The organism is Pseudomonas sp. KH_021, assembly GCF_057838865.1.
The window spans coordinates 4,460,486-4,474,111 of record NZ_CM174477.1; the positions used below are offsets into that span (position 1 = coordinate 4,460,486).

A 13,626-nucleotide genomic window follows, 5' to 3' on the forward strand; every position below is an offset into this window, starting at 1 on the left:
GGTAGGAGCTGGCTTTAGCCGCGATGAACGCACTGCGGTTTGTCTGATGCACCGCGGCGTGCCCATCGCCGGCAAGCCGTGCTCCTACGCCGATGAACACGACGCGGTCTGAGCGTGCGGGGACGATGATGCGGCCTGTAGGCCGCATCAGTTCTTGGCTACAGAAATCTTACGGTTGCCTGTACGACCACTCCGATAACACGGCATTGATCTGTCAGAAGCTGCTTGGGATAAGTGGGGTTGAGCGGCGTCAAATAACGCTGCCCGCCCTCTTCCGTAATTTGTCGGAAAGTGGCGACTGGGCTGTCATCCCATTTCGCTATCACCAGACTGCCGGCTTTGGGCACAAGGGTGGGGTCTACCAGAATGAGCATGCCCTGAGGCACACTGAGCCCCACAGGAGCGTTCATGGCATTGCCCTCCACTTCCAGCCAGAAGCAGTGGGCGTCGGTTTGATAGTCGGTGAGTTCGAAGCGCTGCCCTGGCACCGAGAGCAATGCGGGCTGCTCCGGATCCAATGCCTGCTCCCAACTGATCAGCGGGTAACGAAAGCACAGTGCCAGCCGCACGCCATCGCTCACTTGGGAGATGGCCGGGGCTTCCTTGACCTCCAGGCCATAGCTTGCCGCCGCTTCAGCCACCTGCGCAGAGGGCATCAGTTGCAAGGGCGTGAGCCCCAAGGCATGCAACATTCGGTTGAGGCGGTCCAGTTTCAGCCCGCGGCGGTCATTGAGCCAATGGCTGACTGCACCCTGGGACACCCCAAGGCGTTCGGCGAGTTTTTCCTGCGTGACATTCATGTCGCGCATTCGATTTCTGATCAGAGCAATCCATTTTTCCATGGCGGCACGATACGGTCTGTACTGAACCACTCAATACACACTTTGTATTATGTAGATTATGGAAATAAATACGAGGCGTATTACCCTGAGGCGGACTTTTTCAAACCCAAAAAGGCGGCCTGCACTTCATGAATTCACAGTTTCGCGACACCCAGGCAATCGACCCCGACAGCCACCCTGCCCTGAGCGAGTCAGAAGCGGCTCGCCGCGCACTGGACTACTACCTGAACCCGGAGCCTGTGGCCAATGAGCCACAACGCCCACCGTTCATGGCGCGCGACGGCCTGAGCACCGAACAGGTGCTCACCCACGCATTGATGTTGATGCGCTGCACAGCCGCCACGGCGTATGAAGTCGCCGATGCGCAGCAAGGGACAAAAAGGGATTTGGCTTTTTCGGTCGTGCACATGGCAGATATGACCAGAACCCTTGTAGAACGGGCCCTGGATCAATATCAGCGGCAATGAGGCGACAATAAGAATCAGAAATTTTCATGAATGACAGAAAATTCACTTGATCTCTAAACGAGAACGATTATTATTGCATCAGCTGGTCGCGAGACTGGTTGGATAACCTGAAAGACCTTAGGTCGGACTCTCAGATTATCTCCTCATCAGGCTAATCACGGTTTTTGACCCGGCTTTTTGCCGGGTCTTTTTTTTAGTTTCTTCAGGCTAATGAAGAGGGTGTTTCGAATGGCCGCGATGATAGCAAAGGACTATCGCCTGCAAAAGCCTGAAACATCTCTGTGATATCAAAATTCACCGATTTAGCACTTGAGAATCAATCGCACAAATACTAAGCTGCTGCAGCGTCAGGGAAGACGCCCCCCCTCCCAGCTGCTCAGCGTTCGCCGCACCTCGCATGGAGCTTACCCATGGCCAGCTTGCTCTCGTCGTTTGAAAACCCCTTCCAGCGCCACCCGATCCATGGCCAGAGTGCACGGCTGAAAAAACTACCTCGCCGCATCCAGCAAGTGTTTCTGTTGGCTCGACTTGATGATCTGTCCTTTGCCGACATCGCGCTGCGCCTGCACATGACCCAAGCTCAAGTAGAAAAAGACATGACCCAGGTGCTCGTTCACGGACGTGACCACCTTCAGTCAGACCTGAATACCGCCAGCCAGTGGTATGTGCGACTGCAGTGCACGTCCACCACTGCCTGCGAACGCATCGACTTTCGCCGTTGGCTGGACGCCGATCCCGCCCATCTGCACGCCTTTCACGCCACCGAACTGCACTGGCGCGCCCTGTTGGCCCCTGCTCGTGAACTAGGCCAGGGCCATTGGTACCGCCAGCCAAGGCACACTCTGGGAGTGGGCGCTTGGGCGCTGCTGTTGTTCGGCCTGGGTCTGCTCGGGCTCGGCTGCGCCTGGTACTGACGCAGCATTCGCCGAGCCGTGTAAAGTAAGCCTCACACGTATCTTGATGAGGCCCTTACCGTGCCAGCACCCTCTGTTCAGATCAGCGCCGACTTCGACAGCGGCAATATCGAAGTGATCGACGCCAGCGATGCCGGCAATGTGCGCCTGGCCATCCGCCCCGATACCCGTAGCCAGCATTTCCAGTGGTTCCACTTCAAGGTCGACGGCATGACGCCGGGCGAGCACTACAGCTTCAGCCTGGAAAATGCCGGGCAGTCTTCGTACAACAAGGCCTGGAGCGGCTACAACGCCGCGGCCTCCTACGACCAAAACACCTGGTTCCGTGTGCCCAGCCGCTTCGATGGCCAAGCCTTGCGCTTTGACCTTCCAGCTCAGGAAGGCCTAGTCTGGTTCGCCTATTTCCAACCCTACAGCCGCGCCCAGCATGAGCAGCTGATTAAACGCGCTGTCAGCGATGCTGGCCTGGAATTGCTGGCAGTCGGTAAAAGTGCCGAGGGCCGAGAAATACCTCTGTTGCGCAAAGGCGACGGCGCAGCGGGCAAGCGCAAACTGTGGATCATCGCCCAACAACACCCCGGCGAGCACATGGCCGAGTGGTTCATGGAGGGTGTGATCGAGCGCTTGGAGCAAGACACCGGCGTTGAACTCAAGGCGCTGCTGGCGACTGCTGACCTGTATCTGGTGCCGAACATGAACCCCGACGGTGCTTTCCATGGGCACTTGCGCACCAATGCCATGGGCACGGACTTGAACCGCGCCTGGCAGGCATCCAGCGCTGAGCACAGCCCAGAGGTATTTTTCGTTCAGCAACAAATGGACAAATACGGTGTGGACCTGTTTCTCGACGCCCATGGCGATGAAGAAATCCCCCATGTGTTTACCGCAGCCTGTGAAGGTAACCCAGGCTACACACCGCGTATCGCTGAGCTTGAGCAGGCGTTTCGCAGCCATCTAAGCCTGCAGACTCAAGACTTTCAAACGGTGCACGGGTATACGCGCGACGAACCCGGCCAGGCCAATATGACCCTGGCTTGCAATGCCGTGGGGCAAAAATTCGACTGCCTGTCATTGACCCTGGAAATGCCGTTCAAGGATCACGACGATAACCCCGACCCCGTCACAGGCTGGTCTGGCCAGCGTTCGGCGCAATTGGGCAAGGATGTCTTGAGTACGCTTGCACATCTGGTCGACCGGTTGCGCTGAATCCAGATAGCCCTCTCTCACACAGGAACCGCCCCATGGCCCTGACCGTCTATCTGCACCCCTTGGCGTCCTTCTGTCACAAAGTGCTGATTGCTCTTTATGAGAACGACACGCCCTTCACCGCCCACGTCGTCGACTTCAGTGACCCAGAGGCCAACAAGGCGTTTCTGGAGCGTTGGCCCGTGGGCAAGATCCCGCTGATGTATGACGCCAGCCAGCAACTGATGCTGCCGGAAACCAGCATCATCATCGAATACCTCGACCAGCATTACCCCGGCAAGACGCGGTTTCTGCCCAGCGACCCGGCCACCCAGCTACAGGCACGCCTATGGGATCGGTTCTTCGACCTTTACGTGCAAGTCCCGATGCAGAAGATCGTCGCCGATCGCCTGCGACCCGAAGGCGGCGGCGATCTGCTGGGCGTGGCCGATGCCCACGACAACCTGCGCACCGCCTACCGCATGATCGAGCAACACATGGCCGATAAAGCCTGGGCCATCGGCAACCCCTTCAGCATGGCTGACTGTGCCGCCGCCCCTGCGCTGTTCTATGCCTCGATCGTCGAACCGTTCCCTGCCAGCCACCGCAACCTGACGGCGTACTTCGAGCGCCTGCTCAAGCGCCGTTCGGTCGAGCGCGTGCTGGAAGAAGCCAAGCCCTGGTTCAAGTTCTTCCCGTTCAAGGATCAGATGCCCAAGCGCTTTCTCGACGACGAATAACAAGGTTCAGGAGCCGCCTTTGACCAGCACCGGCTCATTGCGATAACGGTCCGGGAACAGTTTTTTCAACTGAGCAACCTTGGGCAGGTCATTGATCACGATATAGGGGTACATCGGGTGCTCGGTCAGAAAGTCCTGATGGTAATCCTCGGCGGGATAAAAGCCCTTGAAGCTTTCCAGCCGCGTGACGATGGGTTTGCCGAACGAGCCTGCGGCGTCGAGCTGGGCGATATAGGCCTGGGCGACGCGCTGCTGGTCCTCGCTCTGCGGGAAGAGTGCCGAGCGGTACTGGGTTCCAGTGTCGGGCCCCTGGCGGTTCAACTCGGTAGGGTTATGAGCGACCGAGAAGAAAATCTGCAGCAAGGTGCCGTAGCTCACCTGCGTGGGGTCGAAGGTGACTTGCACTGCTTCCGCATGGCCGGTATCGCCACCACTGACGCGCTCGTAATCTGCGGTGTCGGCGCTGCCTCCGGCGTAGCCCGACACCGCTCGAGTCACGCCTTTGACATGCTGGAATACACCCTGCACACCCCAGAAACAGCCACCGGCCAACACCAGGGTTTCACTCCCGCCCCTTGCCGGTTCGTCGATGGCAGGGGCAGCAATCACAACCGCCTCATCCCCCGCACCGAATGAAAAGGCGCTGCCAGGCACAGCGAATGCCAGTGCCAAAAGGCCCAGTAGCGCAGATGCCAATTTTGCGAAAACAGACATGGCTCAAACTCCTGAATCAACCAAAGGTGAAGGCGTAGGCCGAGACGTTCGGGTCTAGAAACTCAATGCTGAAGGTGCGGTCCTGCACCTCGCCGATCTGACGCACCAACTGATACAAGCGTTGTTCGGTGACCTGGCCACTGCCATCGGGGGCCACGTCGCTGCCATGCGAAGCGCCTGGGGCCTGGCCGTCAATGCTGACCTTGAAGCGCACGGGCCTGCCGTCAGCCCCTGGGCCGAGCACCAGATGCAGGTCACGGGCATGGAAGCGATAGATGATCCGGCCATGGGCGGCGACCAGGCTTGCGCGTTCGGCACCGATATTCCACTGCCCTTGCAGCCCCCATTGATTGAGCGCCAGCCCGTCTGGCACGGAGTAGCGGGCGACACGATCCGGGGCCAGCGCCGAAGCGGGTACGAAGTTTTTGGCCCGCTCAAAGCCCAGGTAGGTTTCCGGCGAGCGCACCGCCGCCATGTCTGGCGCTTGTTGCACCCCCTGAGCGCTGACTTTAGTGATGTCCGCGGTGACCTGGCTTGCGCCCGCCTCCCGTAACAGCTGCTGAATCACACGCTCCGATTCGGCGTATTGCCCTTCACCGAAATGGTGATAGCGAATACGACCCTGAGCGTCGGCAAAGTAATGGGCAGGCCAGTACTGATTATTGAAGGCACGCCAGATCCGGTAGTCGTTGTCGATGGCCACTGGGTAGTCGATGCCCAGCTTGCGCATGGCCTGGGTGACATTATCGACATCGCGTTCAAAGGCGAACTCCGGTGCATGCACGCCGATCACCACCAGCCCCTGATCGCGGTACTTCTCGGCCCAGGCCTTGACGTAAGGCAGGCTGCGCAGGCAGTTGATGCAGGAGTAGGTCCAAAAATCCACCAACACAACCTTGCCCTTCAAGCCTTCGGCCGTCAGGGGCGGTGAGTTGAGCCACTGCACAGCACCGTCCAGCGATGGCAGCGTCCCTTCGACCGGTAAGGCCGAAGCGCTTTGGTTGGCGGCTTTCATGGTGCCACCGGACGCCATCATCGCACCGCTCCCAGACATTGCACTGTCGTTGGACAAGCCTGCCAGACGATCGACCAGCGCTTGTTCCAGGCCCCCAGTCGACGCCGTAGAAACCCTGGCCAGGATGCCCGTATCCAAGCCCAGCGCAATGGCAGCAACACCGGCCAACATGGCTGCACCCAGCCCGCGGCGCAACCATTCCCCGGCGCCGAGCGAGCGCTTCATAGCGCTGAATACCTTGCCACCGATCAACAAGGCCAGCGCCAGCGAAGTGGCCGCGCCTGCCGCGTAGGCCAGCAACAGCAAGGTGGTGCCCACATTGGCGCCTTGCAACGCGGCGCCGGTCAATAACAACCCCAGGATCGGGCCGGCACAAGGTGCCCAGAGCAAACCGGTCGCGACACCGATCAGTAAGGACGTGCCCGACCGTGGGCGCGGATCGTTACCGGCCGACTGCGACAGGCGATTGCCCGCCGCGACCAATGGCCGTGTCAGGTGCTCGGCCAGGCGTGGCAGCATCAGCGTCAAGCCGAACAAGGCGACAAAGATCAGCGCCAGCCAGCGGCCATACTGGTTCAATTGCACCACCCAAGCACCGCCGACAGCCGCCAGGGTGGCAACCAGAGCGAAGGTCAATGCCATGCCCACCAGTAACGGCAGACCCGTGCGCAGAAACGGCTGGCCGGTCCGCGCGAACACAAATGGCAGTACGGGCAGGATGCACGGGCTGACGATGGTAAGTACCCCGCCCAGGTAAGCAAGTATCAGAAGCCACATAGGATCACCGTTATCAATTCAGGCTGGCGTGAAAGTCATGGCCAGGCCGTTCATGCAATAGCGCAGGCCGGTGGGGCGCGGGCCATCATCGAACACATGGCCCAGGTGGCCACCACAACGACGACAGTGCACTTCGTCGCGCACCATGCCGTAGGACGAATCGGTGCTCACCGCGACCGCGTTCTCCAACGGTTGCCAGAAACTCGGCCAACCGGTATGGCTATCGAACTTGGTGGTGGACGAAAACAGCGGCAAGGCGCAACCGGCACAGGCGAAGGTGCCGGCACGGTGCTCATCGTTCAGTGGGCTGCTGTAGGCGCGTTCGGTGCCCTGCTCACGCAAGATCTGATACTGCTCGGCGCTGAGTATCTGTCGCCATTGCGCCTCGGTATGGCTGATTTCAAAAGTCTCAGTCGGTGCGGCTGTCGGGGCCGCCGATGACTGGCCCACCCATTTGGGCAACATGCCAATGGCCAACACGGTCGCGCCAAGGCTGGCACCGCTCAGCAGCAATTGTCGTCTGGATAGCATGGTCTTCTCCCGCATGACCCTCAGGTATTGAGACAAAGCCTAATGCGCGGCTGATCGCCAAATCCTCACGCAGAGTTAAACAATTCGTGACAACTTCGCCTTGATAAAACTTGCACAATGAAGCGAACGCTCAAAGGCATTCTCCCGATGGATCAACCCAAACGTGTTCTCGTTGTCGAAGATGACCAGCACATTGCCGACCTGATCGTGCTGCACCTGCGCGACGAGCATTTCGACGTCGTCCACTGTGCCGATGGCAACCAGGGGCTGCGCCTGCTCGAACAAGGCGGCTGGGACACCCTGATCCTCGATTTGATGCTGCCCGGTGTCGATGGCCTAGAGATCTGCCGGCGTGCGCGGGCCATGACGCGCTACACGCCCATCATCATCACCAGCGCGCGCTCCAGCGAAATGCACCGCATCCTCGGGCTGGAACTGGGTGCCGACGACTACCTGGCCAAACCGTTTTCCATGCTTGAGCTGGTGGCGCGGGTGAAGGCCCTGTTACGCCGGGTCGATGCCATGGCACGCAACCTCAAGATGGAGGCCGGCAGCCTGACCTTGGCCGGGCTGTTCATCGACCCGTTGACCCGCGAGGCATCACTGCACGGCCGGGTGCTGGAGCTCACCCCCCGAGAGTTTGACCTGCTGTATTTCTTCGCTCGCCAGCCTGGCAAGGTATTTTCGCGCATCGATTTGCTTAACGCCGTCTGGGGCTACAACCACGAAGGCTACGAACACACCGTCAATACCCACATCAACCGCCTGCGTGCCAAGGTCGAAGCCGACCCGGCCCAGCCCGCGCGAATCCTCACCGTATGGGGGCGCGGCTACAAGATGGCGGCCCCCGAGGATCTGCCATGAGACTGACCCTCACCCAGCGCTTGTCACTGGTGTTTGCCGTGTTGTTGCTGGTGTGCAGCGGCACCTCAGTGTGGATGCAAGTGCGCTCCAACCGCATGCACGAACTGGAAGTGGTGCAAGGCCTGTCGCGTGACCTGGCCACCCACATCGCCCGCGATACGCAACTGGTGGACACCAGCGGCCTGAAGCCCGATGCCCTGCGTGGTTTGTTCGGCCAACTGATGCGGGTCAACCCCAGCGTCGAGGTGTATCTGCTGGATAACCAGGGCCGTATTCTGGTCAACGATGCACCCGCTGGGCGCATTCGCCGCGAACAAATCGATGTGGCGCCCCTGCAACGCCTGTTGGCCGGCGCACCGCTGCCGGTGCTGGGCGATGACCCGCGCAGTGACCATGGGCGCAAAGTCTTCAGCGTGGCGCCTCTGAGCGCCAATGGTCAGCAAAGCGGCTATTTGTACGTGGTATTACTCAGTGAAGAGCACGACCGGCTCGTGGAGCGTGGCGCCACCAGTGCCGCGTTGAACACCGCCCTGTGGTCCATTGGCATGGTCGCCCTGCTGTGCCTGATCGCAGGCCTCACAGCCTTTGGCCTGATTACCCGGCCACTGCGCCGGCTGACCGAAACCGTGCGCCAGTTTGATATCGACGGCGCACCCACAGCGCCTGCCCCTGCGTCCCCCGAAGCGCTCGATAAACAGGTGACTCAGGACGAAATCGCCGTGCTCGATGCCGCCTTCCGACAAATGCAGATCCGCCTGAACGAGCAATGGCGCTCACTCACCCGCCAGGATCAGGAACGGCGTGAGCTGGTCGCCAATATCTCCCATGACCTGCGCACCCCCCTGGCTTCGCTGCACGGCTATCTGGAGACCCTGTCGCTCAAGGACGCCAGCCTCACGCCAGAGGAACGTCGTCGCTACCTGGGTATCGCCCTGGACCAAAGCCGCAAGGTCGGCGGTTTGGCCCAGTCGTTGCTGGAACTGGTGCGCCTGGAGCACGGTTTTGTGCAGCCGGTGCTGGAGCGCTTCTCGCTGACCGATCTGATCCAGGATGTGTTCCAGAAGTTCGAACTCACCGCCGAAGCGCGCCAGGTGGCACTCAAGGCCAGCATTGCCCCGGGCGTCTCGGCGGCCTGCGCAGACCTCGGCTTGATCGAGCGCGTGCTGACCAACCTGCTCGACAATGCGCTGCGCCATACCCCCTCAGGCGGCGAGGTGGAAATCAGCCTGGTCACTCGCGGCCCCGTGGTCGAAGTGACCGTCAGCGACAGCGGCCCCGGCATTGATGAGGCGCTGCGCGAAGGCCTGTTTCTGCGCCCGTTCAATATTGGCGGCGCACGCCGAGACGGCGGGCTGGGGCTGCGGATCGTCCACCGGATCCTGCAACTGCATGGCGTGCAAATCCAGTTGCTGGACCTGCCTGGACGTGGGGCGAGCTTTCGCTTCAGCTTGCCGGTGGACGAGAAGGCTGCCGCGCGGCTACGACCGGCACTCTAGTGGGGATTTGTGGCCGATTTGACCCTTGCACTTTCGACTTGCCGAGCGCTCGGTTAAATTAGCGGCGCTCGCGCCAGGCGAGCCTGGATGCATGTGAGGACTTTTCAATTGGCTGTTTTACCGTCGAAAAAATCATGGCTGGGCACACCGTTGCGCACGCTCGGCAACAGCCGGCACGGCCAACACATCACCGATTACTTTCAAAAAAAGGCCAGCCAGCAGGGCTACACCCTGAGCCACAGCCAACAACAGGTGATCCAGACCATGGCCGAACAGGCCGGGCAACTGCATGAACCAAACGCACGCAGCCTGTACCTGCACGGGGCGGTCGGGCGCGGCAAGAGCTGGTTGCTGGACGGGTTCTATCGGGCGATCCCGCTCACCCAGAAGCGTCGCCTGCACTTTCATGACTTCTTTGCCCAGTTGCATCAAGGCATGTTTCGCCACACCGGCAAGGCTAACGCCCTGGCGCTGACACTGGACGAGTTGCTCGACGATTGCCGGCTGCTGTGTTTCGACGAGTTCCATGTCCATGACATAGGCGATGCCATGTTGATCAAGCGGTTGTTCACCGCCTTGTTCGAGCGCGGCATCTTTGTGCTGGTCACCTCCAACTACCCGCCAGAAGGGCTGCTGCCTAACCCGCTCTACCACGAACGCTTTTTGCCGGTCATCAAGCTGATCAACGCGCATATGCAGGTCATGGAAGTGGGCGGCCCCCATGACTATCGCAGCCAACCGGAGTCTGGAGTCGGTCAGTTGTTCACCCAAGGCCATTACATCTGGCCGGGCAGTGCAGCCCAACGTCAGGCCCTGCAACTGCCGCCCCAGGACAGCCCGCCCTTTGCCGTGGCGGTCGGCACCCGCGACTTGCAGGCACGCTTGTGCCGGGACAGGACCATTCACTTCAATTTCAGCGATATCTGCGAACACCCCACTGCCGTGATGGATTACCTGGAACTGAGCCGGCGCTTCGACACCTGGATCATTGACCGCCTGCCCGATCTGGAAGATTGCACGGAGGCCGCGCAACAACGCTTTATCAATTTGATAGACGTGCTCTACGACCAGGACAAGCGTTTGTTTCTGATCGGCGAACGGCCGCTGCGCGAAACCCTGGGCGGCACCGCCGCGGACCTGGCACGGACCCGCAGCCGGCTGGGCCAACTGCTGTAGGAGCCAGCCTTGCAGGCTGTGTGAAAACTCAAAATTTGGTTGATTTAGGGGGTACTTGACCCCCTCCCGACTAGTCGATCGTCGCGTGTACGCGATTACAGGAGGTCGTTTTTTGAGTGGGTCGACTTTTGTCGGAGTTTTCACACAGCCTGCTTGGCTGCTATGGCCATAGGTATCTACACATCTTTTGGTGTACTGCATTTCGTAGCAGTGGACGAGTAGAACGAGGCCACGTCCGGCTGCGCAGCAGTCGTAAAACCTGGCACTTCAGTATTCAGATACACCGCGAGTACAGGCTTTGCGAGGACTACGTCCCCGGACCTGGCCTCGCTGAACTCGTCTACTGCTACGAATGTAGCCGCTGACGAGGTACGAGGCTGCGATCGGCAGCGAAGCGGCCGTAAAACCTGAGACCGTAATCCATCAGGCACACCGAAGGGCCTGAATTTACGACGGCTTCGCCGCCGATCGCAGCCTCGTACCTCGGCAGCGGCTACAAGAGCCGCGCTGCCCCAGAATTGTGTAGATACCTATGCTGCGATGGCATCACCGCGGTCTGCGATGATCCGCGGTGATGCCATCGCAGCCAAGCAGGCTGTGTGAAAACTCCGACAAAAGTCGACCCACTCAAAAAACGACCTCCTGTAATCGCGTACACGCGACGATCGACTAGTCGGGAGGGGGTCAAGTACCCCCTAAATCAACCAAATTTTGAGTTTTCACACAGCCTGCAAGGCTGGCTCCTACACGGGTATGATGGCGCACGCGATTTCTGGAGAGCTCATGCATACCCTCGACGATTTGAAAGCCGGACGCCTGGCGGGCAGCACGCACCTGGACCTGGCCTGCGGGCTGGATGAATTCCCGCAGGAAATCTTTTCGCTGGCCGATACCCTGCAAGTGCTCAGCCTGTCCGGCAATCACTTGCGCAGCCTGCCCAGTGACCTGGGACGGCTCAAACACCTGCGAGTGTTGTTCTGCTCCAACAACCCGTTCACTGAATTACCCGCCAGCATCGGCCAATGCCTGCAATTGCAGGTGGTGGGCTTCAGGGCCTGCCAGATCGAGCATGTACCGGCCAGCGCCCTGCCGCCGCGCTTGCGCAGCCTGGTGCTGACCGACAACCGGATCGAATCGCTCCCCGAACAGATCGGTGACTGTGCCGAGCTGCAGAAACTCATGCTGGCCGGTAATCGCCTCAGATCGCTGCCCGAGCGTCTGGCTCGCTGCCAGCAACTGGAGCTGCTCCGGCTGGCCGCCAACCACCTGACCACCCTGCCCGGCTGGCTGTTGAACATGCCACGCCTGGCATGGCTCGCGTTTGCCGGCAACCCGCTGACCGAAGGGTTCCTGCCCCCTGCCGAGCCCGCGGCGGCACTGATCGACTGGTCGCAATTGAAGCTGCATACGACGCTGGGACAAGGCGCTTCAGGGGTCATTTACCAAGCCCGTTGGGCAGCCTCCCAGCGTGAAGTGGCGGTCAAGCTATACAAGGGTGATATCACCAGCGATGGCTTGCCGAGCCATGAAATGACCGCCTCATTGATCGCAGGCAACCACCGGCATCTGATCGGTATCGAGGGGCGAGTCTGCGCTCATCCGCAAGGCCAGGCCGGGCTGGTCATGGACCTTATCGATCCGCAACTTGCCAACCTCGCAGGCCCCCCAAGCCTTGAGTCCTGCACCCGCGACATCTACGCCGAGCAGGTTCGCTTCAACATGCCTGCAGCCCGGCGTATCGCCTGCGCCATGGCGTCGGTGGCCGAGCACCTCCACAGCCTGGGCATCCTCCATGGCGACCTGTACGCCCACAACATTCTGTGCAGCGAACAGGGTGATGCGGTATTCGGGGATTTTGGTGCCGCTTCGTTCTACCCACGCGCAAGCGATGATGCCGCGGCGTTGCAGCGCATCGAAGTCAGGGCATTCGGGTTGTTACTGGAAGAGTTGCTTGAGCGCTGCGAAGACAGTGACCCTTCGTTGCGCGCCCTGCAGCAGGCCTGTGTGCAGCCATCGGTCATGGCCAGGCCAAGTTTTGCCGACATTCATCGGCAATTGCAATTGTAGGAGCCAGGCTTGCCTGCGATGGCATCGCTGCAGTTCTCAGGAAGACCGCGGTGATGCCATCGCGACGGTTCGGCGCCCCGATAAACTCTGCTCCTACAGGGTGGCCAGGCCGACGTAAACGTTCTGCACGTCATCGTTGCCGTCGATGGCATCCAGGAAGGCCTCGACTTCAGCCAGCTGGGTTTCGTCTTCGATGGTCACAGGGTTCTTGGAGATGTAGCCGATCTTGGCCGAAACGACCGTAAAGCCCTGGTCTGGCAAGGCTTTCTGCACTGCGTCCAGGTCAGTGATTTCGGTGACGAACAGGGTCGCGCCCTCATCAGCCGGTTCGAAATCCTGGGCGCCCGCTTCGATGGCGGCCAGTTCCGGGTCGGCGTCCGGAGTATCGGGGGTAGCTTCGATCATACCCACATGGTTGAAGTCCCAGGCCACCGATCCTGAAGCCCCCATCGTGCCCTTGCGGAACAGCACACGGATTTGAGCGACAGTGCGGTTGACGTTGTCGGTCAGGCATTCGACGATCAACGGGACCTGGTGAGGGGCGAAACCCTCATAGGTCACCAGGGTGTAGTTGACGGCTTCTTCGCCGGTGCCAGAGCCCTTCTTGATCGCCCGCTCCAGCGTCTCGCGCGTCATCGAGGCTTTTTTGGCCTGCTCCACCGCCAACCGCAGGCGAGGGTTGGTGTCGATATCGGTGCCAGCACGGGCAGCGACTGATATCTCTTTGACCAGCTTGCCGAAAATCCGCCCTTTGGCGTTGGCTGCCGCTTCCCGGTGTTTAGCTTTCCACTGTGCGCCCATTACTGACTCTCTTGCTCGGTGCGCCGATTCCGTTAGC

General features: G+C 60.3%; 13 protein-coding genes. 8 read left to right on the forward strand and 5 right to left on the reverse strand.

What is annotated here, in order from left to right:
• Nucleotides 1-158: 158 nt before the first annotated feature.
• On the reverse strand, nt 159-842 hold the full coding sequence (locus AC3IX4_RS20585; RefSeq protein ID WP_489257229.1) for a LexA family protein: 684 nt from the start codon (nt 840-842) through the stop codon (nt 159-161).
• Nucleotides 843-970: 128 nt separating this feature from the next.
• Here AC3IX4_RS20585 and AC3IX4_RS20590 point away from each other — a divergent pair, with 128 nt between their 5' ends.
• The 4 genes from AC3IX4_RS20590 (at nt 971) to AC3IX4_RS20605 (ending at nt 4,148) form a co-directional block, all read left to right on the forward strand.
• Entirely contained in the window at nt 971-1,309 is a 339-nt protein-coding gene (locus AC3IX4_RS20590; protein WP_489257230.1) for a DUF6124 family protein, read from the forward strand.
• Nucleotides 1,310-1,719: 410 nt separating this feature from the next.
• Complete coding sequence (locus tag AC3IX4_RS20595; RefSeq protein WP_489257231.1) at nt 1,720-2,223, forward strand: DUF4880 domain-containing protein; 504 nt, start codon at nt 1,720-1,722, stop codon at nt 2,221-2,223.
• 60 nt (nt 2,224-2,283) lie between these two features.
• Nucleotides 2,284-3,429 (forward strand): M14 family metallopeptidase, encoded by a 1,146-nt coding sequence (locus AC3IX4_RS20600; protein WP_489257232.1) that lies wholly within the window; start codon nt 2,284-2,286, stop codon nt 3,427-3,429.
• A 35-nt stretch (nt 3,430-3,464) separates the two neighbouring features.
• Complete coding sequence (locus tag AC3IX4_RS20605; RefSeq protein WP_489257233.1) at nt 3,465-4,148, forward strand: glutathione S-transferase family protein; 684 nt, start codon at nt 3,465-3,467, stop codon at nt 4,146-4,148.
• A 6-nt stretch (nt 4,149-4,154) separates the two neighbouring features.
• Here AC3IX4_RS20605 and msrA read toward each other — a convergent pair whose 3' ends face one another.
• From msrA to msrB, 3 genes are read right to left on the reverse strand one after another with little or no spacing between them, the layout of a single operon-like run.
• Nucleotides 4,155-4,862, reverse strand: coding sequence for a peptide-methionine (S)-S-oxide reductase MsrA (gene msrA, locus AC3IX4_RS20610; RefSeq protein ID WP_489257234.1), 708 nt, complete (start codon nt 4,860-4,862; stop codon nt 4,155-4,157).
• A gap of 16 nt (nt 4,863-4,878) precedes the next feature.
• Nucleotides 4,879-6,654 (reverse strand): cytochrome c biogenesis protein DipZ, encoded by a 1,776-nt coding sequence (locus AC3IX4_RS20615; protein ID WP_489257235.1) that lies wholly within the window; start codon nt 6,652-6,654, stop codon nt 4,879-4,881.
• Between the two features lie 18 nt (nt 6,655-6,672).
• Entirely contained in the window at nt 6,673-7,185 is a 513-nt protein-coding gene (gene msrB / locus AC3IX4_RS20620; RefSeq protein ID WP_489257236.1) for a peptide-methionine (R)-S-oxide reductase MsrB, read from the reverse strand.
• 147 nt (nt 7,186-7,332) lie between these two features.
• On the opposite strand from msrB, the gene AC3IX4_RS20625 reads away from it, so the two are divergent.
• The 4 genes from AC3IX4_RS20625 (at nt 7,333) to AC3IX4_RS20640 (ending at nt 12,788) form a co-directional block, all read left to right on the forward strand.
• Nucleotides 7,333-8,049: a response regulator transcription factor gene (locus AC3IX4_RS20625; RefSeq protein WP_489257237.1), complete on the forward strand. Its 717-nt coding sequence runs from the start codon at nt 7,333-7,335 to the stop codon at nt 8,047-8,049.
• Nucleotides 8,046-9,545, forward strand: coding sequence for a sensor histidine kinase (locus AC3IX4_RS20630; protein ID WP_489257238.1), 1,500 nt, complete (start codon nt 8,046-8,048; stop codon nt 9,543-9,545). Before AC3IX4_RS20625 ends, AC3IX4_RS20630 begins: the two co-directional genes overlap by 4 nt.
• A gap of 108 nt (nt 9,546-9,653) precedes the next feature.
• Nucleotides 9,654-10,721 carry a cell division protein ZapE gene (gene zapE / locus AC3IX4_RS20635; protein ID WP_489257239.1) on the forward strand — a complete coding sequence of 356 codons (1,068 nt, stop codon included), beginning with the start codon at nt 9,654-9,656 and terminating at the stop codon, nt 10,719-10,721.
• A gap of 783 nt (nt 10,722-11,504) precedes the next feature.
• Nucleotides 11,505-12,788, forward strand: a complete 1,284-nt coding sequence (locus tag AC3IX4_RS20640) for a leucine-rich repeat-containing protein kinase family protein (protein ID WP_489257240.1) — start codon at nt 11,505-11,507, stop codon at nt 12,786-12,788.
• Between the two features lie 93 nt (nt 12,789-12,881).
• Here AC3IX4_RS20640 and AC3IX4_RS20645 read toward each other — a convergent pair whose 3' ends face one another.
• Nucleotides 12,882-13,589: a YebC/PmpR family DNA-binding transcriptional regulator gene (locus tag AC3IX4_RS20645; RefSeq protein WP_489257241.1), complete on the reverse strand. Its 708-nt coding sequence runs from the start codon at nt 13,587-13,589 to the stop codon at nt 12,882-12,884.
• Nucleotides 13,590-13,626 lie beyond the last annotated feature (37 nt).

Coding starts and splice junctions, on each gene's coding strand:
- AC3IX4_RS20585 (WP_489257229.1), bottom strand. CDS start 842: ATGGAAAAATGGATTGCTCTGATCAGAAATCGAATGCGCGACATGAAT.
- AC3IX4_RS20590 (WP_489257230.1), top strand. CDS start 971: ATGAATTCACAGTTTCGCGACACCCAGGCAATCGACCCCGACAGCCAC.
- AC3IX4_RS20595 (WP_489257231.1), top strand. CDS start 1,720: ATGGCCAGCTTGCTCTCGTCGTTTGAAAACCCCTTCCAGCGCCACCCG.
- AC3IX4_RS20605 (WP_489257233.1), top strand. CDS start 3,465: ATGGCCCTGACCGTCTATCTGCACCCCTTGGCGTCCTTCTGTCACAAA.
- msrA (WP_489257234.1), bottom strand. CDS start 4,862: ATGTCTGTTTTCGCAAAATTGGCATCTGCGCTACTGGGCCTTTTGGCA.
- AC3IX4_RS20615 (WP_489257235.1), bottom strand. CDS start 6,654: ATGTGGCTTCTGATACTTGCTTACCTGGGCGGGGTACTTACCATCGTC.
- msrB (WP_489257236.1), bottom strand. CDS start 7,185: ATGCTATCCAGACGACAATTGCTGCTGAGCGGTGCCAGCCTTGGCGCG.
- AC3IX4_RS20625 (WP_489257237.1), top strand. CDS start 7,333: ATGGATCAACCCAAACGTGTTCTCGTTGTCGAAGATGACCAGCACATT.
- AC3IX4_RS20630 (WP_489257238.1), top strand. CDS start 8,046: ATGAGACTGACCCTCACCCAGCGCTTGTCACTGGTGTTTGCCGTGTTG.
- AC3IX4_RS20640 (WP_489257240.1), top strand. CDS start 11,505: ATGCATACCCTCGACGATTTGAAAGCCGGACGCCTGGCGGGCAGCACG.
- AC3IX4_RS20645 (WP_489257241.1), bottom strand. CDS start 13,589: ATGGGCGCACAGTGGAAAGCTAAACACCGGGAAGCGGCAGCCAACGCC.